This window comes from Enterobacter sp. Ap-1006 (assembly GCF_011752835.1).
GTDB lineage: Bacteria > Pseudomonadota > Gammaproteobacteria > Enterobacterales > Enterobacteriaceae > Cedecea.
This window is the reverse complement of record NZ_VWWU01000004.1, coordinates 282,152-308,424: the sequence shown is the minus strand read 5'-3', so window position 1 is coordinate 308,424 and position 26,273 is coordinate 282,152. Positions and strand designations below refer to the sequence as shown.

The following is a 26,273-nucleotide window of genomic DNA, read 5'->3' as shown; positions in this document are numbered from 1 at the left end:
GAGGGGCCGTTCAGTTATTTCGTGACGTTATCGTAATACACCATATCCGCATTCAGGCCCTGCTGGTAGCCTTTGATGTTATCTCGCACCACAACCTGAGTTTTACCCTGGTCAATAAACACGTACGGGGAGCTACGCTGCAGCTCTTCCTGCAGTTTGGTATAGAGATCTTTGCGCTTGGCCGGATCGGCCTCTGCTACGGCAGCCAGCGTTTGTTTATTCAGCTCCGGGATCTGCCAACCGTTCAGCCCGGCCACGGTGCTGGCTTTGCCGTCGTTAAAGGCGAAAGCGCTGGCGTTGGAGTGGGCGTCGAAGTAATCCGGGATCCACAGGCGAATGGCCGCCTGGTGCTGTTTCGCGCGTACGCGGGCATACACCTGACTACCGGCGGCTGGCAGTAGATCAACCTTCACGCCGCCCTGGGCAAAGCTTGCCTGCATGGACTGAGCGATGGTGATAAACGGCGGTTTGTTTTCCACATCCAGCGAGAAATGTGCGTCTTTGATGCCCGCTTTCGCCAGAATTTCTTTCGCTTTCGCCGGGTCAAATTTGAACGGGGTATTTTCCAGCGCACCCGCGAAGCCGACCGGCAGGAAGCTTTGGTGAACGAAGTACTGGCCTTTCAGCAGATCTTTAGTAATGCCCTGGTAATCCACCAGGTAGCGAGCCGCTTCCCACAGCGCCGGGTTTTTCAGCAGCGGGTTGGCATTGTTGCCGACGTTAAACACTAAATAGTTCTGCTCGGCTGAAGGAATGCTCAGCACTTTCACGCCCGGCTTGCCTTCCAGCGCGCTGGTCTGGTCAGACCCCAAATCACGGGCGATATCGGCGTCACCCTGCTGAATCAGCAGGCGGCGAGCGGCCGGATCGGGCACGTTTTTAATAATAATGTTCTTCACTTTTGGCGCATCGCCCGGAGAAGTCGGGTTGGCATCCAGCACGATAGCCTGATGTGGCTGATAAACGCGCATTTTGAACGGGCCGCTGCCGGCAGAGTGCATTTTCAGCCATTCGTTGCCGAAGTCACCGGCTTTCACGTTTGGCTCAACCGCTTTTTCATCCACGATAGAGGCTATAGGCGTGGAAAGAATATTCAGCGCAACCGCCGGGCTGACGTCCGCTGTCCAGTGCACTTCCAGCGTGTGGTCATCCACTTTCTTCAACTGGCTGGCAATGTTGTCCGGCTGCCAGCCCAGTACGTTCAGAATAAAGGCCGGGGATTTGTTCAGCGTGACCGCGCGGGTGTAGGAGAAGATCACGTCTTCCGGGCGCAGCGGGTTGCCGGAGGCAAATTTAGCGTCCGGGCGCAGCTTGATGGTCAGTTTCTTATTGGCCGCATCGCCTTGCCAGCTGGCGGCCAGAATCGGCACGACTTTGGCCGGGTCCGTGCGGTCTGCCTGCACCAGGCGCTGATAAAGGCTCGGCACGGTCTGAATACTTGAGAGTTCGTTGGCTTCAGCCGGATCAAGGCTGACGATGTCATCCAGCCCTTGAGCAACCACCAGGGTATCCGGTGGCGTTGCAGCGTGGGAAGCCGCAGACAGCGCAGCCAGTAGCAGTAATGGCAGAACTTTTTTTTGCATGTGTGTACCCTGTAATTGTGTTTTTTATCGACTTTTCTCAGTGTATTTACGTTAGGTGAGTTATCTCAATTCACAAAGTCAAAATTGCGCTTTGCATATAAATATACGATATATCAAATGCGATAAAGTGCTGAAAACCTGACGGCCACTTGCTGTAAGGGAGCGTCAATATCGACGATGATGAAGGTTCGGTTAAGCTTCCGTTCACCGTACCTGTTTTCTCCCTCGCCCCTTTGGGGAGAGGGCCGGAATGAGGGGCGTGGCGTAATGCCACCTGAGACATTCACATGCCCGGTAGCGGAAGATAAAACTGAACGGACCCCAATCCGCCCCAGCACAATCGCTTGTGTGTGACGAAGAGGCGAAACAGAAAAAAGGCCAAAAAAAAGCCCCCACGCGCTGGTGAGGGCTTCTCTATTCATCCCCTCTCCCGCAAGGGGAGAGGGTCAGGGTGAGGGGAAAAACTACTCGTTAATCCTCGGATGCTGATCCACCAGCAGAGCACGTTTCGCCTGCAGCGTTTCGATTTCCTTATCCAGGTCCTCAATTTTCTGCTCGATATTGTCGTGATGCTCCTGCACGATTTCACGCGCTTCGGCAATATCAGACGCCGCAGGCGTGGCGCCTTTCAGCGGCTTATTGGCGGTCTCTTTCATGGTGATCGCGGTAATCAAGCCGATAATCGCCACCACCATCAGGTAGTAAGCCGGCATCATCAGATTTTGCGTACTTTCGACCAGCCATGCGGCAAGCGTTGGCGTCAGGCCGGCAATCAGCACCGAAATGTTAAAGGCGCTCGCCAGGGCGCTGTAGCGGATGTGGGTCGGGAACATCGCCGGTAAGGTCGAGGCCATCACCCCAATAAAGAAGTTCAGCACCACCGCCAGCACCAGCAACCCGGCAAAAATCAGCCCAATGGCGCCGCTGTTAATCAGCATAAAGGCCGGGATAGCGAACGCGAACAGGCCAATACTGCCGAGGAAGACAAACGGGCGACGACCAAAACGGTCGCTCAGCAGGCCGATCATTGGCTGCACGAACAGCATCCCCACCATAATGGCGATGATGATCAGCACCCCGTGCTCTTCCGAGTAATGCAGGTTGTGGGACAGATAGCTCGGCATGTAGGTCAGCAGCATGTAATAGGTCACGTTGGTTGAAATCACCAGACCAATACAGACCAGCAGACTGCGCCAGTGCTTAGTAGCAATCTCTTTGAACGAGACTTTTGGCCCTTCGGCCAGGCCTTCGCGATCGCCTTGCTCCATTTTCTCAACGTGCTGCTGGAATGCCGGGGTCTCTTCCAGCGCATGGCGCAGATAAAGCCCGATAATACCTAACGGCAACGCGAGGAAGAACGGAATACGCCAGCCCCAGTCGAGGAAGTTTTCTTCGCCAACGATAGCGGTAATCAGCACAACCACTCCCGCGCCGCAGACGAACCCGGCAATCGAACCGAAGTCCAGCCAGCTGCCCATAAAGCCGCGTTTACGGTCGGGAGAGTATTCGGCCACGAAAATAGACGCGCCGGTATATTCCCCGCCGACCGAGAAGCCCTGGGCCATTTTTGCCAACAGCAGCAGGATAGGTGCCCAGATGCCGATAGTGGCGTAAGACGGGATAAGCCCGATGGCAAACGTACTGAGCGACATGATGACAATGGTGATAGCCAGGATTTTCTGACGACCGTATTTATCCCCTAGCATCCCGAAGAACAGTCCACCTAGCGGGCGAATCAGGAAAGGAACAGAGAAGGTCCCCAGGGCGGCAATCATCTGCACGCTAGGGCTGGCGTCCGGGAAGAAGACTTTACCCAGAGCGTAAGCAACAAAACCGTAAACACCGAAATCAAACCATTCCATCGCGTTGCCCAGTGAAGCGGCAGTGATGGCTTTTTTCAGACGCGCATCGTCAATGATGGTGACGTCACTGACCTTGATCGGTCTGACTTTCTTTTTCCTTTTTAGCATTCTTTATCCTCGTGTTTTCCTTGCGGGGGTAAAAATTCCCTCTGTAAGTGTAGTGCGCCGCGCAATAAGCGCTGGCGAAAACTGCAGCACTCAGATGAGGCGGCAATAAAGCGAAGTGAAAAGTAATAACCTATTGAAACTATGTGAAATGCAACGCTTAAACTAGTCTCATAAATTATGTGGCTAATACTTAGAACTGTGATCAATATCAAATTTTTTAACTAAAGTAAAATTTCGCTACGCCGAAATAACATGCATACCACCAAAGAATTAACATCTGGATAACCTCTCAAAGGGAGTTGCTATGTCCGCCCATGTGCCGGTCACCCAGCGTGAATACACGCTTGATGACGATACGACCCTGATGTCCACCACCGATCTGAAAAGTTACATTACGCACGCGAACGATACCTTCGTGCAGGTCAGTGGCTACTCGCTACATGAGCTAAGCGGCGCCGCGCACAACCTCGTGCGACATCCCGATATGCCTAAAGCGGCCTTTGCCGATATGTGGTTCACCCTGCAGCAGGGCGAGCCGTGGACGGGCATCGTGAAAAACCGCCGTAAAAACGGTGACCATTACTGGGTACGTGCCAATGCGGTGCCGGTGGTGCGTCACGGCAAAACCACAGGCTATATGTCTATTCGTACCAAAGCCTCGCCGGAAGAGATTGCAGCTGCGGAGCCGCTCTACAAGGCGCTGAACGAAGGCCGCAGCAACAAGACTGTTTATAAAGGCCTGGTGCTGCGCAAAGGTTTGTTCGGCAAGTTGCCAACCCTGTCGTTGCGCTGGCGTATTCGCGGGTTAATGAGCGGTTTGTTCGTTCTGCTGCTGGCCTCGGCGTTTGCCCTCGGGCAAAGCCCGCTGCAAATGTTAGCTATTGCAGCGTTTACCGCCTTCACTTGCGTATTACTGGAGTGGCAAATTGCTCGCCCGCTGGAAAACGTGGCTCGCCAGGCGCTGGAAGTAGCCACCGGCAACAGCCACCGCGTGAAGCACCTCCAGCGCAGCGATGAAATCGGGGTGATTTTGCGTTCCATTGGCCAGCTTGGGCTGATGTGCCGCTGGCTTATCAACGATGTCAGCAGCCAGGTGGCGAACGTGCGCAGCGGCAGCGAGGCGATGGCGAAAGGGAACGACGATCTGAATGAACGTACCCGCCAGACGGTGGTTAACGTGCAGCAAACGGTGGCGACCATGAACCAGATGGCGGCGTCGGTGCAGACCAACTCGGAAACCGCCTCGGCGGCAGACAAACTTTCCAGCTCCGCCAGCGACGCGGCGGCGCAGGGCGGGCAGGCGATGGAAACCGTGGTCACCACCATGGACGACATTGCCGACAGCACCCAGCGCATCGGCTCCATCACCAGCCTGATTAACGACATCGCCTTCCAGACCAATATCCTGGCGCTTAACGCGGCGGTAGAGGCGGCTCGCGCCGGTGAGCAGGGCAAAGGGTTTGCCGTGGTGGCCGGGGAAGTGCGTAACCTGGCGCAGCGTAGCGCCAGTGCGGCCAACGATATCCGCAAGCTGATTGACGCCAGCGCCAGCAAGGTACAGTCCGGCACGGTGCAGGTGCATGAAGCGGGGCGTACCATGCAGGATATTGTGGCTCAGGTGCAGAACGTCACTCAGCTTCTCGGGCAGATAAGCCACGCCACGTCAGAGCAGGCGGATGGCCTGGCGGACATTACCCGCGCGGTGGCCGAGCTGAACGCCATCACGCAGAAAAACGCTGCGCTGGTAGAAGAGAGCGCGCAGGTCTCGGCGATGGTGAAGCATCGCGCCACCCGCCTGCAGGATGCGGTCACGGTGCTGGGGTAGGGCTTTTCAGCAAATATTAACCAGATAAACCCGCTTGTTAAACAGCGGGTTTTTTTATATATATTGCTGGCATTATTTAATATATTCTCCCTTCTCTTTATTAATACATAATATATTTCACATCAAAAGACCGTTTTAAACTGATACCAAACTGATACCAACAAATAAATTCAATGCGTTTATATTCATTTCAAGACGCCGGGGATTTATTTGAGGTATTAATATGAAGCTATCTTTCGATAATAAAAATAACCGCACTACAATTAATCATCTTGATTATCTAAAACAGCTCGGCTTGCAGGGTGAAAAGATAAAGGTTGCGGTGATTGACAGCGTTATCGATACCCGCCATGAATTGCTTAGTCATTTAATAATTGATAGCAATGAAAATTATAAAGCAGATAATATGGGGCACGGAACGGCCGTTTGCAGCATTATTTCTGGGCGTGGTGTAGGTTTTGCGGAAAAGTGCCACATCATCAATATTCCGGTTTTTCATGAAGACCATCAGGGAAATTTAAAGGGTTGCTCCGAACTCACCCTTGCCAAAGCGATAAATGAAGCGAAGCGGCAGGGATGCCAGATCGTTAACATCAGCGGGGCGTCATTGTCCGTAAACGGTCGCGGTAGCGATCAGCTCCGCCAGGCTGTAGAAGCCTGCCAGCAAGAAGGTATTTTGATTGTGGCTGCGGTGGGGAATGAAGGCGTTGATCAAGAGTCCCTACCGGCAGCGCTTGAGTCGGTGTTAGCCGTCGGTGCGTGCGATAGCAACGGTATGCCTTCAGCATTCAATAATTACGGCTGGTTATTGCGTAAAAAAATGATACTGGCATCGGGTGTGGATATTCCTGCTGCTATTTCAAATAACCACTTTTCTTTTGTTTCCGGGAGTAGTTTTGCCGCACCAGTGATAACGGGAATAGCAGCGTTACTTTTCAATGCACTTTCACTGCATGGAAAGCAACAAGCGGCGGAGATAATTAAGAATATGCTTTTTGATTCGGCAACAACGCTTCAGCCTGCCGCATCCGAAAAACCGTTCTTTAAATTACACCGCCTGAATATTGCATCTTTATTACAGCATCTCGCGCGTGAATTAATTTCACCTAAACACAACAGGATACCTATTATGTCAACCGAAGAAAATAATATCACTCCGGCGGCCGACATTGTCAGCAGCCTTCAAACCGAAATTGCACTGCCATTTATTGAGTCAGCAGAGATTGTTAGCGCTGGGCTGGCGGATGCACCGCAGAACGTCAGCTTATCTTTACCTCAGATTACTGATTCAGCGGCACATAATTATGTTCATGCCCCGGTCAAGAGTGTCGTTCCTCAGTCCAGTGCAGATGCTCGCAGCGTTCGACACCAGGAAAAAGTTTTCCTGATTGGCACGCTTGGCTATGACTTTGGCACCGAGGCCCGGCTCGACTACTTCACGCAGGTGATGGGTAACCAAAAGGGGCATCCTTTTGATCCCACCCAAATGGCGACCCATTTAACTGAAAATGACAATATTGAGCAGTCGGATGCGCTGATTTGGACGCTAAAAGTTGACGGTATTCCGGTCTATGCGATTAAGCCCGATTCTCAGTTCTCGGTGCTGGAATATGCACGCATTGTTGAGTTTCTTCACGATCAGGAAACCAAGGGCGTGGAGCGAGTGTCCGTCGCAGGGATTGTCTCCGGCGAAACCAGGCTGTTTAACGGGCAGCATGTTCCTACCGTAACCCCGGTGCTGCGGGGTATGTTCAACTGGAAATCACGCGATCTGACAAAGCTGATTATGGGTGATGATGCCGTAGGCACGCCGAGGGCAGATGAGTTGTTGAACTTCATTAACCGTATTTATTACGAGCTGCGTAATCGGGGTTATTCCTCGCACGAACGTGCAATTAACTACGCGGCAACGAATGCCTATCAAATGCGTGAGATTTTTGATGATGCCTTTAATGAAGATCTCTTCCTGAATCAAATTAGCGCGGTGGTCAGCCCGGTTAGCAGGCCAGAATCTGATTGCTGGGATGTCGTTCTTGAATTCTTTAACCCTAAAGAACGTTTGACAAAGGCACGTAAGTTATATCGTTACACTATTGATGTCAGCGATCTTATGCCAGTCACCATTGGCACATTACGTAGCTGGTATGCCTATTAATTAATTTAAAGTTTGCCATCAGCCGATGGCAATAAACCAGGTGGATAAACCACTACTCTGTAAATATATAAAGGATATTAAAATGAAACTTCCAACTCAAGCACAAAGCGTTGATCGTTCTAATCGTATTGCTGAAGCTAAAATGTCTGGCGTTAACCCAGCCTTTTGGGACTCGGTACTGAGCGTGCTGAAAAAAGCAGGCCAGGGTGCTCTTCAGGGCGTACTGAGCTAATAAAAAGGGCGTGCATATTTGTAATGCACGCCCTTCTTTTTTTTGTTTTTTTACTGCACACAATAATAATGATGAGGATAAATAAATGTCACAAAATGGGGTCAAAATTAATGCGTTAGTGCTAAGGCGATTAAGACTAAAAAAAAATTAAGTCAGGAAAAACTTTCAGAGTTGAGTTTGAATAGCAAGTGTTATATTTCAATTGCAACGCTCAAGCGTGCTGAACTCGGTAAACCCGTTTCCCGAAGAACATTGAACAAGTTGCTCACTTTCTTCGACATTGAACCAGAAGCGCTGCTGGAGGCAGATGGATTGCCTGGCTGCAAAGCAGCTTTAGATTTTACGCCGATGTTGCAACCCATTGTGATTAACTGGGATTTGCTGAGGACGTTGCCCGCTACCCAGGAACATGAATATTTGAATTATATTTGCAGTGAACTCCATGAATCCTTATTGAAACTGAAAAGCGATGAGATGCTCTGTAAGATTTTTTCGCATCAGGTGAAATAATATTTCTCATGAGATGATGAGAAATCCAGCAGGTTCACTGATTTTTACTTACACCATCAAAGAGGAAAGGTTATGCCAACAGAAACTATTGGTACATTTGAAATAGAATACAAACTTATTACTCGGCACGAACATCATGAGGGAGATTACCAGTTTGGTATGGACTTTAAATTATCTAACCGAGCGGGTCGTCCAATGTGTCAGTTAATCTATCCCGCCACGCCAGTAGGTAATAATCATGCCGGGCAATGGAATATCGACAATCATCAGCAACCGGGGGATATTACATCACTGTATTATCATGGTTCAGAAAAGGGAACCATTGTTGATACGCCACGCGAGCTTAGCCATTTTGGTCAGGGTGTTAAAAAAACGAAATTTACAGTTTATGCTATCGACCCAGGCAAAGCTGAGCTGCTCGGAAATGGTGTTACTTTTGGTTATTACATTAATACCAGTCAACACGGTGAAGTGACAGCGTTCCTGGAAATGAAAAGCCATGTTATTACTAACGAAGAAATAGTGTTAATTAAACAGGCCTGCAATTTTATTAAGATCATTAAATAGTTAATTGTTATTCAGTAAATAGCCAAAGGGGACAGCAGTGACGATCGCCAACGCTATTGTTAGCGCCCAGTTATGCCTGCATTTTCCCGATGCAGGCTTTTTTTATTTTGGCGATGGATTTAGCTCCGCTTATACAGGCGGCGAGGGTGACCAATCTTGCCGTAAAGCATTTCGACGCTGAGAAAGCCTTTTTCCACGCAGTGTTCCAGGTAGCGGCGGGCGGTGGTTTTGCTGAGTTTGGTTTCGCTGACCACGTCGTCTACTGAGAAACAGCGCTGAGCTTCGGCTTCGCGAAACAGGCGCTGGACCAGCTCCAGCGTATTCTCCTCGATACCTTTACTGCCCGCATCCAGCGGGGCGTTGCGCGCCTGCAGCTCGTAAAGCTTATCGACGTTCTGCTGATCCACCACCTTCCACTCGCGCTGCTGCTGACTGAACTGGACGAAGCGCTCCAGCGAGTGGCTCAGGCGCTTCCAGGATACCGGCTTGAGGATGTAGTCAAACGCGCCGCTGCGAATCGCCTGGCTGCAGGTGTCCATATCGCTGGCGGCGGTGATGAAGATCACCGAGCAGGCGTGCTGTTTTAAAAGGTCGCTGCCAAATAGCGTGATGCCTTTCCCGTCGGGCAGATAGTTGTCCAGCAGGATGAGCTGCGGCTGCTTTTCCAGCATCAGGCGCCTGGCGGCCGCCAGACTGTTGGCTATCCCCACCAGGTGCAGGTGGGGGTGCTTATCAATCAGCTCCGCATGAAGCTCGGCCAGCTCGCTCTCATCCTCCACGATAAGCACGTTAATCATTTCATTTTGCATACTCAAAAGCCTTACGTTGGGCTGAGGTCGCTCCCCGGAACGACAACATCTGGAATAAATACTGAGAACACGGTGCCGCTCGGCAGGTTATCGGAAACCTCCACGGTGCCCTTCGCCAGCGCGACGTAGCTGGCAATAAGGTGCAGGCCGAGCCCGTGGTCGCCGTGGGTTTTGGTGGTGACGCCCGGCGTGAAAATGTGGTCACGCAGTTCAGGCGCAATGCCGACGCCGTGGTCGGCCACCTCGATGACCAGCTCCCGGTCGTTTATCACGATATAGACTTCCACCGGCTGGTGCTCGCCTTCGGCGCGCTGGGTGGCCTCGATGGCGTTATCCAGCAGGTTACCAATAATCGAAATCAGCTCGGATTCCGGCACGTTGGTCGGCATCCTCGGCATACTGCAGGCCGGATCGAACGCCAGCGACACGCCTTTCTCACGCGCTCTGGCGTATTTGCCCAACAGCAGGCCGCACAGCGTGGCGGAACAGAAGCGCGCGGAGACAAAATCCAGCACTTCCTGGGCGTGCTCGGACTGCGCCTTGATATAGCGTTTGGCGTCCTCGTAGCGGGCCATGTGCAGCAGCCCGGCGAGCGTTGCCATGCGGTTAAGCTGCTCGTGCCGCATGATGCGTAGGTTGTCCACGTAGCGTTTCACCTGGCTGAGCTGGAAGCTCAGGCTATCAATATCTTTGCGGTCACGGAAGGTGATCACCCAGCCCTGCAGCACGCCCTCAAGCTCGATACGAACCCGGCTGGCAAGCACGCTGAGATCGTTAAAGGCGCAGATTTCATCGTGGGTATCTCGCGCCAGCATTACCTGCGGATCAAAGAAGGTCACCGGCTGGATCACCTCGGCAATCTGCTTGCCGCGGATCTCGCGCGAAGGCTGCTCCAGGCCCAGCAGTTTCTTCGCCGCCTTGTTGATCACCTCGATCTGCGAATGACTGTCAATGGCGATCACGCCTTCGTAGATCGACTCCATCATCGCTTTTTGCTGGCGCACCAGCAGGCTTATCTGCCGCGGCTCCAGCGAGAACATCTGCCTTTTGATACTGCGGGTGAAATACCAGGAAAAAATAAACAGCGCCAGCAGCAAAATGATCGCCGCCAGCAGGATGTTGATCACCTTGCCGGACGTGACGTCATCGAGGTAGCTCTTCAGGTAGCCCACCGACACGATGCCAATCACCTTGCCGTGCTGGTCGAAGATTGGGGCTTTGCTGCGCAGCGACAGGCCGAGGCCGCCTTTGCGCAGCGTGGTGATGCTTTTGCCCTGCAGCACTTCCTCGTTATCGCCGCCGACCAGCGTTTTGCCCACGCGGTCGGCATGCACGGAATGATAGAGATGAATGCCGTGCTCATCGCCGATGACGATAAAGCTGGCATCGCTATGCACGACCAGCTTTTGCATAAAGTTGTGTATTGCCGGAATATCCTTTTTTTCCACCGACTCCTGCAGGGTAGGAATTAAGGCAATCTCTTCCGCCTGAATTCTCGCCCGGGTGCTCATTTCCTGATAAAGCTGGCGACCTACATCGAAATAGTAATAGGTTCCGAGCATGGCAAAGAGCACGGAAAAAAAGGCAACCAGGTAGATAAACAAACGTATCTGAAAGGAAACTTTCATAGGCCAGGCGTGTATTCAGTGAGGCAAAACGGCAGCTTAACACCGATGCACCGCCGGCTGCGCGGCTTTGAACGAAAGTTTGAACAACCTCACGCAACGGCACTTTTCGTTAATTTCAGCGAATTTTTTTGCACTCTCTTAAGGTTTGTCTAAGCCGGGAATAAAAACCATAAAAACCACGAAGAAATAAAAACCATTAACGCCATAGATGCCTTTAAATTAACGGTTTTAATCTGCTACCCCTCACATTACAGGGGTATTTAATCTTTTAGTCTGCCCCGACAAATTAAAAAAAGGGGCTTGATATGAGCACGACCGATGATTCCTACAACATCATTCCTGAATCCATTGATATTAATAAGCCGACGCTCAAAGAGCGCTGGTGGCATATTCTCGACAGCTGGAAAGTGGGGATTATCCCGCTGCCGCTGTTTGTGCTGGCAGGGGCGCTGATCGCCATCGACTGCCTCGGCGGTAAACTGCCGAGCGATATCGTGGTGATGGTGGCGACGCTGGCCTTCTTCGGCTTTGCCTGCGGCGAATTTGGTAAACGCCTGCCGGTGATCGGCAAAATGGGCGCCGCCGCTATCTGCGCCACCTTCATCCCTTCCGCGCTGGTGTACTACGGCCTGCTGCCGGACGTGGTGGTGGAGTCCACCACCAAATTCTATAAATCCACCAACATCCTTTACCTCTACATCTGCTGCATCATCGTCGGCAGCATCATGAGTATGAACCGCACCACGTTGATTCAGGGCTTCCTGCGTATTTTCTTCCCGATGCTGTGTGGCGAAGTCGTGGGCATGATTGTTGGCATGGGCGTTGGCCTGGCGCTGGGTCTTGAGCCGTTCCAGATCTTCTTCTTCCTGATCCTGCCGATCATGGCCGGGGGCGTCGGGGAAGGGGCGATCCCGCTTTCCATCGGCTACGCCACGCTGCTGCATATGGATCAGGGCGTGGCGCTGGGCCGCATTCTGCCTATCGTGATGCTGGGCAGCCTGACGGCGATCGTTATCTCCGGCTGCCTGAATCAGCTGGGAAAACGCTTCCCGCACCTGACCGGCGAAGGCGAACTGATGCCGGGTAAAACCAACGGCGGTGAAAAAGAGCAAACCGCCGCCTTGTTCAGCGGCAAAGCAGACGTGACCACTATCGCTTCCGGCGCGCTGCTGGCGGTGCTGCTCTACATGGTGGGTATGCTGCTGCACAAACTGATTGGCCTGCCGGCTCCGGTCGGGATGCTGTTTGTCGCGGTGCTGATCAAACTTTGCCACGGCGTTTCCCCACGCATGCTGGCGGGCTCGCAGGTGGTTTATAAATTCTTCCAGACCGCCGTGACCTATCCAATTCTGTTTGCCGTGGGCGTCGCCATTACGCCGTGGAATGAGCTGGTTGACGCTTTCACTATTACCAACCTGCTGGTCATCGTCAGTACCGTCAGCGCGCTGGTGGCGACCGGTTTCTTCGTCGGTAAAAAAATCGGTATGCATCCTATCGACGTGGCCATTGTGTCCTGTTGCCAGAGCGGGCAGGGCGGGACCGGCGACGTCGCCATTCTGACCGCCGGTAACCGCATGTCGCTGATGCCGTTCGCCCAGATTGCAACCCGCATTGGCGGGGCGATCAACGTCTCGGTGGCGCTGCTGGTGCTTGGCAACTTTCTTGTCTGACTTTTGATTAACCAGGAACTGTTATGAAACTCGCAAGTTATGTACTTCAGGGCCAGCGGAGCTACGGCGTGGTAACGCCGGAAGGCATCGTTGACCTGGGCCGCCGTTTAGGCTCGCGTTTTGCGGATTTAAAGGCTTTGCTGGCGGCAGACGCGGTGCATGAAGCGCTGGCGTTTGCCGGGCTGAAGGCCGATGTGGCGGCGTCAGACGTTCGCTGGCTGCCGGTCATCGAACGCCCGGAGAAAATTCTCTGCGTCGGCATGAACTACGCTGACAAGCGCAAAGAGTTCGACCAGCATAACCCGGCTCCAACCCTGTTTGTGCGCTTTGCCGACTCCCAGACCGGGCATGATTCCCCAGTGGTGAAACCGCATCACTCCAGCGAGTTCGACTATGAAGGCGAGCTGGCGGTGATCATCGGCAAAGGCGGAGTGAACATTTCTGCGGCGGATGCCCTGAACCACGTCGCGGGCTACAGCTGCTATATGGACGGGTCGGCGCGCGACTGGCAGCACACCTGGTTTACCGCCGGGAAAAACTGGCCGCAGACCGGGGCTTTTGGCCCGTGGATGACCACCTCGGATGAAATTCGCGATCCGCACGATCTGTCGATCCGCACCTGGCTGAACGGGCGCATGGTACAGGAAGACAACACCAGCAGCATGATCCACAAGGTTGCCGAGCTTATCGAATATATCTCGACTTTTACCTCGCTCAGCGCGGGGGACGTGATCATCACTGGTTCTCCCGGTGGCGTCGGCAAAAAGCGCACGCCGCCGCTGTTCATGCAGCCGGGCGACCGCATTGAGGTTGAAATTGAGCGCATTGGCCATCTCAGCAACGTGATCGTTGCAGCCCGCGAGCCTCTGGCTTCCGGGGCGGTGGCGCACTAACGCTATGTTCCAGCCCAACCCCATCGAGTTCAGTACCGTCGATCCGCTGCGCCAGCCGCAGGCGCTGGCCGCTATCCGGGAGCTGCTGGGGCGGAACCAGCTCGGGCTGGACGGCGACATTCAGCTGTTCGTCGTCGCCCTTGCAGGGGCAAAAATCGTCGGCTGCGCCGGGCTGGCGTGGCGCACCATCAAATGTGTGGCGGTGGATGAAGCCTGGCGTGGGGATAACCTTAGCGTGCGTTTGTTGGGGGAAATTCAGCATATCGCGATGGAGCGTGGGCAGGCGCATTTGTTCCTGTTCACCCGCCCCTACAACCTCGACCGGTTTCGCCAGAGCGGCTTCTGGCCGCTGGTGCAGGTGGATGAGGCGGCGGTGCTGATGGAAAACACGCCCGCCGGCATCAGCCGCTACTGCGCCGGGTTGGAGAAACTGCGGCAACCGGGCAACCGGATCGGCACCATTGTGATGAACGCTAACCCGTTCACTCTCGGCCACCGCTATCTGGCCGAGCAGGCGGCGCAGCGCTGCGACTGGCTGCATCTGTTTGTGGTACGCGAGGACGCTTCGTTTTTTCCGTTCGAGGAACGGTGGGAGATGGTTCGCCAGGGAGTGGCCCACTTGTCTAACGTGGTTGTACATCCGGGATCCGACTACCTGATCTCCCGCGCCACTTTTCCGGGGTATTTCCTGAAAGAGAGCGGGCTTATCGACAAAACCTGGAGCGCAATGGACCTGATGATTTTCCGCGACTACGTAGCGCCGGCGCTGGGCGTGACGCACCGCTTTGTCGGCAATGAACCGTTCTGCGCGGTGACCCGGGAATACAACCAGGCCATGCGCTACTGGCTGGAAGTGCATCGTCACCACAGCGCGGCGTCGATTCAGGTGATCGAGCTGCCGCGAAAATGCCATGCCGCCGGACGAGAGATTTCCGCCTCTGAAGTGCGAGCCTTACTCAAGAGCCAGCAAATGGCCCGCATCCGGGACATTGTCCCGGACAGTACCTTTAGCCATCTCCAGCGGCACTACGCGCGGGATGTGGCCAGAATTTTTTAACCAGGACAAAGCCTTATGAGAATCGTAAAGCAAGCCTTAGCCGGGACGCTGGAGTCCAGCGATCTGCTGGTGAGAGTCGCCCCCGCCGAAGGTGAGTTCAGCCTGATGATACACAGCGAAGTACAAAAGCAGTTCGGGGAGCAAATTCGTCGTGTGGCGGAGCAGACGCTCGCTCAGCTCGGCGTGAAAGAGGGGATTTTTATTCTGGAAGACAAGGGGGCACTGGACTGCGTGATCCGCGCCCGTTTGCAAAGCGCGGTGCTCCGTGCCGCCGATGCCGAACAGATTGACTGGGGAAAACTACAATGAAAAAACTCCGTCGCAGCATGTTGTTCCTCCCCGGCGCTAACGCCGCCATGCTCTCCACCGCTTTTATTTACCGCCCGGATTCGATCATGTTCGACCTGGAAGACGCCGTGGCGCTGCGTGAGAAAGACACCGCCCGCGTGCTGGTGTTTCACGCTCTGCAGCACCCGATGTACCGCGACATCGAAACCGTGGTTCGTATTAACCCGCTTAACACCCCGTTTGGCCTGGCCGATCTCGAGGCCGTCGTGCGCGCCGGAGTGGACGTGGTGCGCCTGCCAAAAACCGACACGCCGGAAGATATCTTCCTGCTGGAATCTCACCTCGAGCGCATTGAGCGTGAGTGCGGCCGAGAGCCTGGCTCCACCAAACTGATGGCGGCGATTGAATCCGCCGTCGGCGTGATCAACGCCGTCGCCATCGCACGTTCTTCCCCGCGTCTGATTGGTATTGCGCTGGCGGCGTTTGATTACGTGATGGATATGCAAACCGAGCGCGGCGACGGCACGGAGCTGTTCTATGCCCGCTGCGCGGTGCTGCATGCCGCGCGCGCCGCCGGGATTGACGCGTTCGACGTGGTTTGGTCTGACGTGAATAACGAAGTCGGGTTCCTGCGGGAAGTCGAGCTAATTCGCAAAATGGGCTTCAACGGTAAATCGCTGATCAACCCCCGGCAGATTGAGCTGCTGCATAACGCCTACGCGCCAACTCAGGACGAAGTCGATTATGCCCGCCGGGTGATTGCCGCCGCCGACGAAGGGGAGCGCAACGGCCTGGGCGTGGTGTCGCTCAACGGCAAGATGATCGACGCGCCAATCATTAACCATGCGCAGGTGGTGCTTGAGCGCGCCGCGGCTTCCGGCGTGCGCCGTTAAGGACAAAACAATGAGCAATATGACCGAACTTTTACACCTTGAGTATCCACCTCTGGCCCATCTGCGAAGCTTCGACGGGGCGCATCAAACCACGCCGTGGCTGGCGGATGCCGAAGCGAAGAAAACCCGCAAGCTTTGCGACACGCTGGAGCAGGCGATTGCCCAAAGCGGGCTGAAGGACGGCATGACCATCTCTTTCCATCACGCCTTCCGGGAAGGCGATCGGGTGATTAATCACGTGGTTGCCACGCTGGCTCGCCTTGGATTTAAAGATCTGACGCTGGCCTCAAGTTCGCTGATGACCTGCAACGAAGCGCTGATTGAGCCCATTCGTAACGGCGTGATTACCCGCATTTACACCTCGGGGATGCGCGGCAAGCTGGCGGAAGCGATCTCTCATGGCCTGATGGCCGAGCCGGTACAAATCCACTCCCACGGCGGACGCGTGAAGCTGCTGCAGGACGGCGAGCTAAAAATCGACGTGGCGTTTCTCGGCGTGCCGTGCAGCGACGAATACGGCAATGCCAACGGCACCCACGGTAAATCCTGCTGCGGCTCGCTGGGCTACGCCAAAGTAGACGCCCATTTTGCCCGCAAAGTCGTGCTGTTAACCGAAGAGCTGGTGCCGTTCCCCAATATGCCCGCGAGCCTGATGCAGGATGAGGTGGACTACATCGTTCAGGTCGACACCGTGGGCGATCCGGCCAAAATCAGCGTCGGGGCAGCACGTGTCACCAGCAACCCCCGCGAGCTGATGATTGCCCGCACCGCAGCGGAAGTGATTGAACATTCGGGTTACTTCCGCCCCGGCTTCTCAATGCAGACCGGCTCCGGCGCGGCGGCCACCGCCTGCACGCGCTTTATGGAAGAAAAAATGGAGCGTAATGGCGTCGTCGCTCGCTTTGCCCTCGGTGGGATCACCGGCAGCCTGGTGGATCTCCATGAGAAAGGGCTGATCGAAAAACTGCTCGATACCCAGTGTTTTGACGGCCAGGCCGCCGCTTCTCTGGCGCGTAACCCGAACCACGTTGAGATCTCCACCAACGTTTATGCCAACCCCGGAGCGAAGGCCGCGAGCTGCGATCAGCTTGATGTGGTGATCCTCAGCGCGCTGGAGATCGATATCGACTATAACGTCAATGTGATCACCGGATCTGACGGCGTTATGCGCGGCGCATCCGGCGGACACTGCGACGTGGCGAGCGCGGCAAACCTGACTATCGTGGTTGCTCCGCTGCTGCGCACGCGCATTCCTACCGTTGTTAAACGGGTGACCACGCGCGTTACGCCAGGTGAAAGCATTGATGTGCTGGTGACGGATCACGGCGTGGCGGTTAATCCGGCCCGGCCGGAGATCCGTGAACGGCTTGAGGGTGCGGGGATGAAGATCGTGAGCATAGAAGATCTTTACCAGCGCGCTATTTCCCTGACCGGCGAGCCGAAGCCGTTCGAATTTACGTCGCGCATCGTCGGCGTGATCCGCTACCGCGACGGCAGCGTGATCGACGTGGTGCGCCAGGTCAAAGAGGAGTCAGCCCAATGAGTGAAACGCTTGTGGAAGCGGAAGGCGTTACCCTTGCAGCCCTGCTTGAGGCGAAAGAGCGGCGGGCGCACTGGCAGCAAGAGTGGCTGGTTAAGCACCGGCAGCCGGTGCTTTCCCTGACGCTGGTGACGCCTGGCCAGGTAAAGGACAGCATTCGCTACCGCAACTGCATGGCGGTAGCGCTGCAGGCCTGTGACCAGCTGCTGTGGGGCAACCGCTGGCCGGTGCTCGAGCGGCAGGTACTGTGGCTGCCGACCGGGGCCGAAGCGATGTGGAGCGTGGCGCATTCGGCCAGCGAACTTAAGGCGGCAACTGTCGGGCTGGAGCAAACCCATCCGCTCGGCAGGCTGTGGGATGCGGATGTGATTTGCCCCGACAATGGCCCGGTCGGGCGGACTTCGCTGGATTTGGCGGGCCGGTGCTGCCTGGTGTGCAACGAGCCCGCGCATGCCTGCGCACGTTCCCGCCGCCACCCCATGGATGAAGTGACCGCGTGCGTCGAGAGGCTGATAGATGGCTGGTTTGCCAGGGATTAAATCAAGTACTGCCGCCGTCCCGGATGTGCCAGCCCTGGCGCGGCAGGCGCTGCTGGACGAGGTGTGGTTAACGCCAAAGCCGGGGCTGGTGGATGCCGCCAACAACGGCTCGCACCGGGATATGGATTTGCCGATGTTTCTCGGCAGCATTGCGGCCATTGGCCCTTGGTTCAGCACGTTCCACGCTTTAGGGCGTGAACATGCCGGGCGAGGTGCCAGTGAGATGCTGCGGCTCATCCGTCCGGCGGGCATCGCCTGCGAACAGGCGATGTATCAGGCTACTCAGGGCGTGAATACGCACAAAGGTGGCGTGTTTTCGCTGGGGCTGCTTTCTACCGCCGCTGGCCGTCTGCAGGGGCAGGGCAAAGCGCTAACTGCATCGGCGGTGTGTTCCACCGTGAGCGAGATCTGCAGCGGGATTGTGGAAAGAGAACTGGTCGCGGCCCGGAAGGCTTCTTCAGTTGGCGAAAGGCTTTATCAGCAGTTTGGCCTGACCGGCGCACGCGGCGAGGCGGAAAGCGGATTCCTTACTGTGCGCCAGCATGTGCTGCCTTACTGGCAGGCGGAAAGCTGCCCGAAGCGCCGCCTGCTTGCGGCGATGTTGCGTCTGATGGCTGCTAACCCAGACACCAATCTTGTGTCGCGCGGCGGGCTAAACGGACTGCGCTATGTGCAGCGTTACGCTGCGCGCCTGATTCAGCAAGGCTGGCACGAGGACGATCTTCGGCAAATGGATGCCGACCTTATTGCCCGCAACCTCAGTCCCGGCGGGAGCGCGGATCTGCTGGCCGTCAGCGCTGTTTTAGCGGAAATTGCGGTGTGAAGGCAACGCAGCACGAATTTCATGCTAATGAGACCCGTTTTTGTCTAGTCTGAGGTTTTCACTCTTGATAATAAAAGGAGTACCTCATGGCTCAGACCGCAGAGAAAAACCGTCGCTTTGTGCTGGCGAAGCGTCCGCAGGGGATGCCGACCCGCGAAGATATCCATCTGGAAGAAGTGGCTGTTCCGACGCCGGGAAAAGGTGAAGTGCTGCTACGCACGCTTTTCCTCTCCCTCGACCCGTATATGCGCGGGCGCATGAGCGACGCCAAATCCTACTCGGCGCCGATTGCCATCGGTGAAGTTATTGTGGGGGGAACCGTCAGCCGCGTGGAAAGCTCTCAGCATCCTGATTACCAGCCGGGCGACCTGGTTCTGGCCGACTCTGGCTGGCAGGATTATTCACTTTCCAACGGGGAAGGCCTGCAGAAGCTGGAGAAAAACATGTCTCACCCTTCCTGGGCGCTGGGGCTGCTTGGGATGCCGGGCTTTACCGGCTATATGGGGCTGACGGACATCGGTAACCCGCAGCCGGGTGAAACCGTGGTGGTTGCGGCAGCCAGCGGCGCGGTGGGTTCGGTGGTGGGGCAAACGGCTCGCCTGCTCGGGGCGAGAGTTATCGGCATTGCCGGCGGGGAAGATAAGTGCCGCTATGTGAAGGACACGCTGAAGTTTGATGAGTGCCTCGATCACCGTGCCAGTGATTTCGCTGAACGGCTCGCCAAAGCCTGCCCGAACGGCATCGACGTTTATTTTGAAAACGTCGGCGGGGCGGTGTTTGACGCCGTCTTCCCGCTGCTGAATACTAAAGCGCGTATCCCGGTTTGTGGCATGATCAGCCAGTACAACGGCAACAACAGCGCCTTTGAGCACGATCGTCTGCCGGAGCTAATGGCGACTATCCTGAAAAAACGTATGCGCGTGGAAGGGTTTATCATTAGCCAGGATTACGGCCATCGTTACCCGGAATTCTACAAGCAGATGAGCGAGTGGATCGCCGCCGGAGAGATTGAGTTCCGCGAGGATATCGTGGACGGGCTGGAAAACACCGTGGAGGCGTTCCAGGGGCTGCTGGCCGGGAAAAACTTCGGCAAGCTGATTGTGAAGGTGGCGGAATAAGATTGACCCTCACCCCGGCTCTCTCCCTGGAAGGGAGAGAGGGGAATCAAACGTTCTTTGTATGAATTCCCTCTCCCCCGTGGGGAGAGGGTTAGGGTGAGGGGAAGCCTCGTGCCCTTAAATGAGAATTTTTTTTATTTCCCTGCTGTACTTGCTAAATGACGGCGGACGTGAGAGATTAGCACCCGGTTTGGAACACAGACCTTATGAAAGCAGTTTTAGTAAAGCAGTCCTCAGTTCAAGCGCTATCTTAGATATCCCTTCTTCTCGAGTCTCCTCCTAAGTGCCCGAATAAGTCCAACTCTGCTGAACAGACCATGTTCGCCGCGTTTAGTGGCTCAAGAAATTGAAAAGGTAATATCTATGTCTAACAAAATGACTGGTTTAGTAAAATGGTTCAACGCTGAGAAAGGTTTCGGCTTCATCTCTCCTACCGATGGCAGCAAAGATGTATTCGTACACTTCTCTGCAATCCAGAGCGACAGCTTCAAAACCCTCGACGAAGGCCAGAAAGTTGAGTTCTCTATCGAGAACGGCGCTAAAGGCCCAGCTGCTGCTAACGTTGTTGCGCTGTAATCCAGCCTGACGTTTCAGAAGTGAAGAAACCCGCTACGGCGGGTTTTTTTGTGCCCGCAGTTTGTAGATGTCTGATATCTTTTGCCCTCTCCTGCCTAATGTTGTGTGTTAAATTGTGATTTTGGTTAACCAATTATCCCTTCCTGATTGACACGCTTGCCGAATTGGCCGAACTTAGACGCTATATCACGCACCTAAAGAGGTGCTTAATCATCAGTGTTTACTGGTCAACCAATTTGAGTTGTGAGGGGATATTATGAAGCAAACCTGGCGCTGGTATGGTCCAAACGATCCGGTTAGTCTGGCCGACGCCCGGCAGGCGGGGGCGACAGGGATCGTCACCGCGCTGCACCACATTCCGAACGGTGAAGTCTGGCCGGTCGAAGAAATACTGAAACGCAAAGCCGTAGTGGAGGCCGCCGGGCTGGTCTGGTCGGTGGTGGAAAGCGTGCCTATCCACGAAGAGATCAAAACCCATCGCGGGCAGTACGATTTGTGGATCGACAATTACTGCCAAAGTCTGCGTAACCTGGCGGAATGCGGCATCTACACCGTGTGCTACAACTTTATGCCGGTGCTGGACTGGACGCGCACCGATCTCGAATACCCGCTGCCGGACGGCTCCAGGGCGCTGCGCTTTGACCAAATCGAATTCGCTGCGTTTGAGCTGCATATTCTGAAGCGCAAAGGGGCTGAAGCTGACTACAGCGCGGAAGAAATTGAACAGGCAAACCGACGCTTCGCGGAAATGCGAGAGGATGAAAAAGCGCGGCTGACCCGCAACATCATCGCTGGCCTGCCCGGCGCGGAAGAGGGCTACACGCTCGATCGGTTCCGCGCCCAGTTGGACACTTACAAAGATATCGACAAAGCGAAGCTGCGCGAAAACTTTGCCTACTTCCTTGAGGCCATTATCCCCGTTGCGGAGCAGGTTGGCATCAAAATGGCGGTTCACCCGGACGATCCTCCGCGTCCCATCCTTGGCCTGCCGCGCATTGTTTCCACCGTGGAGGATATGCAGTGGATGGTGGAGGCGGTGAACAGTCCGGCGAATGGCTTTACGATGTGTACCGGCTCTTACGGCGTGCGGGCCGATAACGACCTGGTCGGCATGATTAAACGCTTCGGGCCTCGTATCTACTTCACGCACCTGCGCTCAACGCTGCGGGAAGAAAACCCTAAAACCTTCCACGAGGCCGCACACCTTTATGGTGACGTGGATATGTATGAAGTGGTGAAAGCCATTGTGGAAGAGGAGCAGCGCCGGAAAGAAGCAGGGCAAAGTGAACTGATTCCGATGCGCCCGGATCACGGCCATCAAATGCTGGATGACCTGAATAAAAAGGTGAATCCAGGCTATTCGGCGATTGGCCGTCTGAAAGGGCTGGCAGAAGTGCGTGGCGTTGAGATGGCCATCCAGCGCGCGTTCTTTGGTAAATAGCCCTCGTCGGGCCAGGGAATGGGTCAACCAGTTATGCTATAGTCCGGCTCATTCCCTACCTGCCGTGAGTAAAGATGAAACCGCAAATCCAGGACAAACCTGCCGTGCAGCCGCAGCGGCCTTATCAGGAAGTGGGCGTGATGCTGCGCGACATGATTGCGCGACAGCAATATGCCCTGGGGGATCGTCTTCCGCCCGAGCGTGAAATCGCGGCGCTGCTGTCGGTGAGCCGGACCGTGGTGCGTGAAGCGCTGATCATGCTGGAGATTGAAGGGCTGGTGGAAGTCCGCCGTGGGGCGGGTATTTTTGTGGATGCCATGCCGGATAAACTCGCTAGCCCTCCAGTTAGCACGAGCCAGTGCAACGATGCCGGGCCGTTTGAGCTATTGCAGGCGCGCCAGCTGCTGGAAAGCAATATTGCGGAGTTTGCCGCCCAGCAGGCCACACGGGAAGATATTCTGAAAATGCGCCAGGCCTTGCAGATAGAAGAACAGGAACTGGCTGCCGGGGATAACGAAAGCGGCGACAGGCAGTTCCATCTTGCCGTGGCCGAGGCCACCCACAACAGCATGCTGGTGGAGTTGTTTAAACAATCCTGGCAGTGGCGTGAAAACAACCCGATGTGGATCCAGCTGCACAGCCATCTGGAGAATAACCACTATCGGCAAGAGTGGCTCGCCGACCATAAACACATCCTTGCGGCGCTGATCAAGAAAGACGCCAAAGCGGCCAAACACGCGATGTGGCAGCACCTGGAAAACGTCAAAAACCGGCTGCTGGAGCTGTCCGACGTCGATGATATTAACTTCGACGGTTATTTGTTCGAGTCCTGGCCGCTGAACGAGCCCGGGCGTTAATTCTCGACAAGGCCAGCTATTTCGCTGGCTTTTTTTGCTCTGTATATCCTTTCTTTTTTAGAACGGCAGTTTAGCTGGATTGCATTTATATTCATTTAATGAATGATCTGGCGTGGATGATTTATTGAATGAATAGCTTGTGATGTTCTTTTCATTTTAAATGAGAAGAGTGTCATAAATAATGAACTCTTTGAGAGGTAAGTCTAGTTTATTTTATAAAATATAATTATTATCCATAAATCTTATTGTACTAAAAAATGGATGACTTATGGCTTTACATGGAAAGATGCTGCTGAATAATTCATATTATGCAATGATAAGAAATGCGTTGCTGAGCACAACACCTATTCGTGTGCCTTGTATGAAGTTTTTGATGGCGCGTGGTTGGATTGAGGTCGTGGTCTATGGCGATAACAACACGTGTCCGTAATGTTGGAAAAATACTCTATTTTTTAATCTTATCACTGATTGTAGGTCGTACAATTGGCAATCCTGAAATATGGTTCGATCATGACCTGGCCACTCAGCCAGGCAACATACTGTATGGTCCCGGAGAGATTGGTGCTGATAATTTTTATGATCTCTATTTTTATATCTCTATCATTACTGATTTATCTGTAACAATATTGATTTATTTTATAACTGTGAAGTTATTCAGATCTATCAGGAGTAAGTTCTAATGCTAAATACTCAATGTATGAAGTTACCCATCGCTCTCGGATAGATTGAGGTGGTTGCCAGTGGTATTGCCAACGCTTGCCCGTAGATTGCTTAAAGCAGGGTTATTCCTGTTTGTTGGTGCAATGGTAATGATACATTTAGATAATCCAGGAATCTATGTTAACCATCAAGTTGCGAACAAGAACGCCCTGTTTATAGCGGGGGATATCAACGCAGAGTCAATTTATGACACTTACTTTTATATTGATATTATCTGCGTAGTAGCCATTACCATTGCAGCTTACCTGATAGCAATTAATTTAATAATCAAAATAAGGAAATACTAAAACGCCAATTTCTCCCAATATGTGGCTTAAAGATGATGGTGGTGCAGATATAAAAGGTTCTGTAGACATTGAAGATGGCGAAGGTAGTTGATAGCTCAACACCTTACCTTTATAAAGCCGCAGCCGCAGGGCAGACACTGAGAAATGCTGAGGTCTGGTTTTACCGGATAAACGATGCGGGGCAGGAGGTTTGCTACTACACGGTATATATGGAGAATGCAAAAATCACGGGCGTTAACTGTGGTGTTCCAAATGTGAAATTGGCTGGAAACGATAAAATAAAGCATAACGAAAGCGCCAGCCTGCACTATGAAAAAATTATCTGTCGTATTGTTGATGGAAATATTCAGTATACGGACGCCTGGAACGAACGTCCTGGCGCTTAAACGCTTCACTGTAAATGGCCGCGGGTGCGGCCCTTATTTCACGCGAGCTGCCGCTGCAGCAGCTCGCCGCTTTGTTGTAAATCCTGCGTCGGGTTGCGGCCTATCAGCACATATTCATACCCCTTACTGCGCCACCAGACGAGGTTAAGGCCGCGGCGAACTTCGTGTTTCAGCGCGGGGCTGTCGGCTGCCTTGCTGCGGGAAATACACAGCGCCATCGGCCCGTAGCTGGCGTGCAGGTAGGCCATCTGCGCGATAGAGGTGCTGTCGTAGCGCAGCATCCTCACGCTTTTTAGCTCGGCTTCCGGCAGCTCAACTTCACCTTGCTGAAGCCTGAGGCCGATATCCTGCTGCATACGGTTCAGGCCGTTTTGCAGCGCCTGAGGCGTGACGTTGATATCTGCCAGCGTTTCGGCGCTGTAGAGCGACATGTACTGCGCAATCAGGTCGCGAATTTCTGGCTCGCCGCTAAGTTTTTGCTCGCCGGGGCGAATAAAGCGCCCGGCCAGTACGCCGACGGCGAGGAAGCTGAGGGAGGCGGCGATCAGGCTGCGGCGGCTAACGCCTTGTGTTCGCGGCTTCATGTTCACCGGCTGATGCAGCAGCACGTTGAGTTTGGCCTGCATTCTATCGACTGGCGCTTCTTCCAAAAGTGGGGCAAAAGCCTGTTCCAGCGGCAGATGACTTTGCATGAGCGGCTCAACGCGGGCGGCCAGAGCGGCGTCGTTATTCAACTGCTGCTCAAAGGCGTGGCGTTCATCCTCGCGCATTTCGCCGTCCAGCCAGGCCACGATAGCCTCATCGCTCCACGGAGCGGAGAAGGATTGACGCGTCATTTGAGCTCCTTCTTCATCGTCGGCATCAGGTGCCTGGCCAGCGCCAGGCGCGCGGCGGCCAGGCGGCTCATCACGGTGCCGATGGGAATGGCCAGCGTGTCGGCCGCTTCCTGATAGGTAAAGCCTTCGACATACACTAAAAACACGGTATTGCGCTGGGCTTCAGGCAGCTCGCTAACCTGCTGCAGCAGCGCGTGATACTGGTGCTTGTCTTCGGTATTTTCGCTGTCTGCCAGCTGGCTCAGTTCGTCGCTGTCGACAAAGCCCTGGCCCTGGCGAACGCGCAGGGCGCGAATTTCGTTGATCCAGATAGAGTACAAAATCGCAAACAGCCAGCGGTCTATCCGCGTCCCGGACTGAAACTGACTGCAGCGCTCTAAAGCGCGCACGCAGGTGGACTGAACCAAATCTTCAGCCACATCACGATTGCGGGACAGCACCATGCCGTAACGCCAGAGGCGGGCAAGGTGCTGGGCCAGCTGTAAACGAACTTCGTTGACGGTGATTTTTATGCCCTCAGCCTTAGGACTCCGGGTGCCCGTCAATGGCGGCTTTTAAATCGCGATACTCCTCGCAGCCGGTTCCGCAGAGCGTTTTAATGGTCGCTAACTGGGCTTTCGCCAGGTCAGGGCGGCCCTTAATCATCCACGCTTCGCCGAGATATTCGCGCACTTTGGCATAGTGCGGATCCAGGGCGATGGAACGCTGATAATAGCCGATTCCTTCATCGGTGCGCCCCAATTTTCTTGTGGCGTAGCCCCGGTAGTTCCAGGCTTCACGCGTGTTGGGCTGCTGCAGGGTATCCAGCAGGTTTAACGCCTCCTGATACCGGCCTGATTTTGCCAGATGGTAAGCATATTGCGTCTTGTCGCTGTCGCTTAACATGCTGCTTTTTTCCACGGTACAAGTTTTGGTTTTGCTGTCGTACACCTGGCCTTTCGGGCAGTCCGGCGTTTTGGAATCATCGTCGCCCATGGCGCTGGCGGCGGCGGAATAGAAAAGCCCGCTGGCAACCAGGCACAGCAAAGGCAGCAGTTTACGAGTTGATGGCATGTTCATGATGTCGTCCT

At 54.4% G+C, this 26,273-nt stretch carries 25 protein-coding genes and 2 pseudogenes; 20 read left to right on the top strand and 7 right to left on the bottom strand.

From position 1 onward, the window contains the following. Positions 1–14 precede the first annotated feature (14 nt). Both F3J28_RS14315 and proP read right to left on the bottom strand, forming a co-directional pair. The gene (locus F3J28_RS14315) at positions 15–1,583 is read right to left on the bottom strand and encodes an ABC transporter substrate-binding protein (RefSeq protein WP_166877121.1); all 1,569 of its coding nucleotides are present in this window, start codon (positions 1,581–1,583) and stop codon (positions 15–17) included. Between the two features lie 464 nt (positions 1,584–2,047). Then, positions 2,048–3,553: a glycine betaine/L-proline transporter ProP gene (proP, locus tag F3J28_RS14310; protein ID WP_008460508.1), complete on the bottom strand. Its 1,506-nt coding sequence runs from the start codon at positions 3,551–3,553 to the stop codon at positions 2,048–2,050. 304 nt (positions 3,554–3,857) lie between these two features. On the opposite strand from proP, the gene F3J28_RS14305 reads away from it, so the two are divergent. From F3J28_RS14305 to F3J28_RS14285, 5 genes are all read left to right on the top strand, one after another. After that, complete coding sequence (locus F3J28_RS14305; RefSeq protein WP_166877118.1) at positions 3,858–5,378, top strand: methyl-accepting chemotaxis protein; 1,521 nt, start codon at positions 3,858–3,860, stop codon at positions 5,376–5,378. 223 nt (positions 5,379–5,601) lie between these two features. Then, entirely contained in the window at positions 5,602–7,533 is a 1,932-nt protein-coding gene (locus tag F3J28_RS14300; RefSeq protein WP_166877115.1) for a PatA/PatG family cyanobactin maturation protease, read from the top strand. A gap of 82 nt (positions 7,534–7,615) precedes the next feature. Further along, positions 7,616–7,765 (top strand): hypothetical protein, encoded by a 150-nt coding sequence (locus F3J28_RS14295; protein WP_166867083.1) that lies wholly within the window; start codon positions 7,616–7,618, stop codon positions 7,763–7,765. Positions 7,766–7,936: 171 nt separating this feature from the next. Then, positions 7,937–8,275 carry a hypothetical protein gene (locus F3J28_RS14290; RefSeq protein WP_286178226.1) on the top strand — a complete coding sequence of 113 codons (339 nt, stop codon included), beginning with the start codon at positions 7,937–7,939 and terminating at the stop codon, positions 8,273–8,275. A gap of 72 nt (positions 8,276–8,347) precedes the next feature. Then, positions 8,348–8,842, top strand: coding sequence for a hypothetical protein (locus F3J28_RS14285; protein ID WP_166877112.1), 495 nt, complete (start codon positions 8,348–8,350; stop codon positions 8,840–8,842). A gap of 119 nt (positions 8,843–8,961) precedes the next feature. Here the strand turns inward: F3J28_RS14285 and F3J28_RS14280 are convergent, their stop codons facing one another. Together F3J28_RS14280 and F3J28_RS14275 are read right to left on the bottom strand one after the other, a co-directional pair. Further along, positions 8,962–9,651, bottom strand: a complete 690-nt coding sequence (locus tag F3J28_RS14280) for a response regulator (protein ID WP_166867080.1) — start codon at positions 9,649–9,651, stop codon at positions 8,962–8,964. An 11-nt stretch (positions 9,652–9,662) separates the two neighbouring features. Then, the gene (locus tag F3J28_RS14275) at positions 9,663–11,279 is read right to left on the bottom strand and encodes an ATP-binding protein (protein ID WP_166877109.1); all 1,617 of its coding nucleotides are present in this window, start codon (positions 11,277–11,279) and stop codon (positions 9,663–9,665) included. A 305-nt stretch (positions 11,280–11,584) separates the two neighbouring features. Here F3J28_RS14275 and F3J28_RS14270 point away from each other — a divergent pair, with 305 nt between their 5' ends. The 15 genes and pseudogenes from F3J28_RS14270 (at position 11,585) to tssD (ending at position 24,367) form a co-directional block, all read left to right on the top strand. Beyond that, positions 11,585–12,949, top strand: a complete 1,365-nt coding sequence (locus tag F3J28_RS14270; RefSeq protein ID WP_166877106.1) for a 2-hydroxycarboxylate transporter family protein — start codon at positions 11,585–11,587, stop codon at positions 12,947–12,949. Between the two features lie 23 nt (positions 12,950–12,972). Beyond that, on the top strand, positions 12,973–13,842 hold the full coding sequence (locus tag F3J28_RS14265; RefSeq protein ID WP_166877103.1) for a fumarylacetoacetate hydrolase family protein: 870 nt from the start codon (positions 12,973–12,975) through the stop codon (positions 13,840–13,842). 4 nt (positions 13,843–13,846) lie between these two features. Continuing rightward, positions 13,847–14,899: a [citrate (pro-3S)-lyase] ligase gene (gene citC, locus F3J28_RS14260; RefSeq protein ID WP_166877100.1), complete on the top strand. Its 1,053-nt coding sequence runs from the start codon at positions 13,847–13,849 to the stop codon at positions 14,897–14,899. A gap of 15 nt (positions 14,900–14,914) precedes the next feature. Next, positions 14,915–15,208 (top strand): citrate lyase acyl carrier protein, encoded by a 294-nt coding sequence (gene citD / locus F3J28_RS14255; RefSeq protein ID WP_008460521.1) that lies wholly within the window; start codon positions 14,915–14,917, stop codon positions 15,206–15,208. Next, positions 15,205–16,080, top strand: coding sequence for a citrate (pro-3S)-lyase subunit beta (gene citE, locus F3J28_RS14250; protein ID WP_166877097.1), 876 nt, complete (start codon positions 15,205–15,207; stop codon positions 16,078–16,080). The genes citD and citE overlap by 4 nt, the downstream gene beginning before the upstream one ends. 10 nt (positions 16,081–16,090) lie before the next feature. Then, a complete protein-coding gene (gene citF, locus F3J28_RS14245; protein WP_166877094.1) occupies positions 16,091–17,623 on the top strand; it encodes a citrate lyase subunit alpha in 1,533 nt (510 codons plus the stop codon). Further along, positions 17,620–18,159: a citrate lyase holo-[acyl-carrier protein] synthase gene (citX, locus tag F3J28_RS14240; RefSeq protein ID WP_166877091.1), complete on the top strand. Its 540-nt coding sequence runs from the start codon at positions 17,620–17,622 to the stop codon at positions 18,157–18,159. The genes citF and citX overlap by 4 nt, the downstream gene beginning before the upstream one ends. After that, positions 18,137–18,982: a triphosphoribosyl-dephospho-CoA synthase CitG gene (gene citG / locus F3J28_RS14235; RefSeq protein WP_166877088.1), complete on the top strand. Its 846-nt coding sequence runs from the start codon at positions 18,137–18,139 to the stop codon at positions 18,980–18,982. Before citX ends, citG begins: the two co-directional genes overlap by 23 nt. Before the next feature lie 86 nt (positions 18,983–19,068). Continuing rightward, a complete protein-coding gene (gene curA, locus F3J28_RS14230; protein ID WP_166877085.1) occupies positions 19,069–20,100 on the top strand; it encodes an NADPH-dependent curcumin/dihydrocurcumin reductase in 1,032 nt (343 codons plus the stop codon). A gap of 363 nt (positions 20,101–20,463) precedes the next feature. Beyond that, complete coding sequence (cspE, locus tag F3J28_RS14225; RefSeq protein WP_008459989.1) at positions 20,464–20,676, top strand: transcription antiterminator/RNA stability regulator CspE; 213 nt, start codon at positions 20,464–20,466, stop codon at positions 20,674–20,676. A 256-nt stretch (positions 20,677–20,932) separates the two neighbouring features. Continuing rightward, positions 20,933–22,117 (top strand): mannonate dehydratase, encoded by a 1,185-nt coding sequence (gene uxuA / locus F3J28_RS14220; protein WP_166877082.1) that lies wholly within the window; start codon positions 20,933–20,935, stop codon positions 22,115–22,117. A 74-nt stretch (positions 22,118–22,191) separates the two neighbouring features. Beyond that, complete coding sequence (gene uxuR / locus F3J28_RS14215) at positions 22,192–22,974, top strand: Uxu operon transcriptional regulator (RefSeq protein ID WP_166877079.1); 783 nt, start codon at positions 22,192–22,194, stop codon at positions 22,972–22,974. A gap of 298 nt (positions 22,975–23,272) precedes the next feature. Next, positions 23,273–23,404, top strand: a pseudogene (locus F3J28_RS22495) (DUF2778 domain-containing protein); the annotation flags it as partial. A gap of 310 nt (positions 23,405–23,714) precedes the next feature. Beyond that, entirely contained in the window at positions 23,715–23,981 is a 267-nt protein-coding gene (locus tag F3J28_RS14210; RefSeq protein WP_166877076.1) for a hypothetical protein, read from the top strand. A gap of 19 nt (positions 23,982–24,000) precedes the next feature. Continuing rightward, positions 24,001–24,367, top strand: a pseudogene (gene tssD / locus F3J28_RS14205) (type VI secretion system tube protein TssD). A 38-nt stretch (positions 24,368–24,405) separates the two neighbouring features. Here tssD and F3J28_RS14200 read toward each other — a convergent pair. Genes F3J28_RS14200 through F3J28_RS14190 form a run of 3 tightly spaced genes read right to left on the bottom strand, consistent with a single transcriptional unit; the run spans position 24,406 to position 26,262 of the window. Beyond that, positions 24,406–25,203 carry an anti-sigma factor family protein gene (locus F3J28_RS14200; RefSeq protein ID WP_166877073.1) on the bottom strand — a complete coding sequence of 266 codons (798 nt, stop codon included), beginning with the start codon at positions 25,201–25,203 and terminating at the stop codon, positions 24,406–24,408. Then, on the bottom strand, positions 25,200–25,748 hold the full coding sequence (locus F3J28_RS14195) for a sigma-70 family RNA polymerase sigma factor (RefSeq protein ID WP_166867057.1): 549 nt from the start codon (positions 25,746–25,748) through the stop codon (positions 25,200–25,202). Before F3J28_RS14195 ends, F3J28_RS14200 begins: the two co-directional genes overlap by 4 nt. Continuing rightward, on the bottom strand, positions 25,726–26,262 hold the full coding sequence (locus F3J28_RS14190; protein ID WP_434082320.1) for a tetratricopeptide repeat protein: 537 nt from the start codon (positions 26,260–26,262) through the stop codon (positions 25,726–25,728). Before F3J28_RS14190 ends, F3J28_RS14195 begins: the two co-directional genes overlap by 23 nt. Positions 26,263–26,273 lie beyond the last annotated feature (11 nt).

What these genes read in the sequence shown, in the direction of transcription:
- citX (WP_166877091.1), top strand. Translation starts at nt 17,620, where the DNA reads ATGAGTGAAACGCTTGTGGAAGCGGAAGGCGTTACCCTTGCAGCCCTG.
- F3J28_RS14315 (WP_166877121.1), bottom strand. Translation starts at nt 1,583, where the DNA reads ATGCAAAAAAAAGTTCTGCCATTACTGCTACTGGCTGCGCTGTCTGCG.
- F3J28_RS14305 (WP_166877118.1), top strand. Translation starts at nt 3,858, where the DNA reads ATGTCCGCCCATGTGCCGGTCACCCAGCGTGAATACACGCTTGATGAC.
- F3J28_RS14200 (WP_166877073.1), bottom strand. Translation starts at nt 25,203, where the DNA reads ATGACGCGTCAATCCTTCTCCGCTCCGTGGAGCGATGAGGCTATCGTG.
- citD (WP_008460521.1), top strand. Translation starts at nt 14,915, where the DNA reads ATGAGAATCGTAAAGCAAGCCTTAGCCGGGACGCTGGAGTCCAGCGAT.
- F3J28_RS14280 (WP_166867080.1), bottom strand. Translation starts at nt 9,651, where the DNA reads ATGCAAAATGAAATGATTAACGTGCTTATCGTGGAGGATGAGAGCGAG.
- F3J28_RS14300 (WP_166877115.1), top strand. Translation starts at nt 5,602, where the DNA reads ATGAAGCTATCTTTCGATAATAAAAATAACCGCACTACAATTAATCAT.
- F3J28_RS14270 (WP_166877106.1), top strand. Translation starts at nt 11,585, where the DNA reads ATGAGCACGACCGATGATTCCTACAACATCATTCCTGAATCCATTGAT.
- citC (WP_166877100.1), top strand. Translation starts at nt 13,847, where the DNA reads ATGTTCCAGCCCAACCCCATCGAGTTCAGTACCGTCGATCCGCTGCGC.
- F3J28_RS14295 (WP_166867083.1), top strand. Translation starts at nt 7,616, where the DNA reads ATGAAACTTCCAACTCAAGCACAAAGCGTTGATCGTTCTAATCGTATT.
- proP (WP_008460508.1), bottom strand. Translation starts at nt 3,553, where the DNA reads ATGCTAAAAAGGAAAAAGAAAGTCAGACCGATCAAGGTCAGTGACGTC.
- F3J28_RS14265 (WP_166877103.1), top strand. Translation starts at nt 12,973, where the DNA reads ATGAAACTCGCAAGTTATGTACTTCAGGGCCAGCGGAGCTACGGCGTG.
- curA (WP_166877085.1), top strand. Translation starts at nt 19,069, where the DNA reads ATGGCTCAGACCGCAGAGAAAAACCGTCGCTTTGTGCTGGCGAAGCGT.
- cspE (WP_008459989.1), top strand. Translation starts at nt 20,464, where the DNA reads ATGTCTAACAAAATGACTGGTTTAGTAAAATGGTTCAACGCTGAGAAA.
- citF (WP_166877094.1), top strand. Translation starts at nt 16,091, where the DNA reads ATGAGCAATATGACCGAACTTTTACACCTTGAGTATCCACCTCTGGCC.
- citE (WP_166877097.1), top strand. Translation starts at nt 15,205, where the DNA reads ATGAAAAAACTCCGTCGCAGCATGTTGTTCCTCCCCGGCGCTAACGCC.
- F3J28_RS14275 (WP_166877109.1), bottom strand. Translation starts at nt 11,279, where the DNA reads ATGAAAGTTTCCTTTCAGATACGTTTGTTTATCTACCTGGTTGCCTTT.
- F3J28_RS14285 (WP_166877112.1), top strand. Translation starts at nt 8,348, where the DNA reads ATGCCAACAGAAACTATTGGTACATTTGAAATAGAATACAAACTTATT.
- uxuR (WP_166877079.1), top strand. Translation starts at nt 22,192, where the DNA reads ATGAAACCGCAAATCCAGGACAAACCTGCCGTGCAGCCGCAGCGGCCT.
- F3J28_RS14190 (WP_434082320.1), bottom strand. Translation starts at nt 26,262, where the DNA reads ATGAACATGCCATCAACTCGTAAACTGCTGCCTTTGCTGTGCCTGGTT.
- uxuA (WP_166877082.1), top strand. Translation starts at nt 20,933, where the DNA reads ATGAAGCAAACCTGGCGCTGGTATGGTCCAAACGATCCGGTTAGTCTG.
- citG (WP_166877088.1), top strand. Translation starts at nt 18,137, where the DNA reads ATGGCTGGTTTGCCAGGGATTAAATCAAGTACTGCCGCCGTCCCGGAT.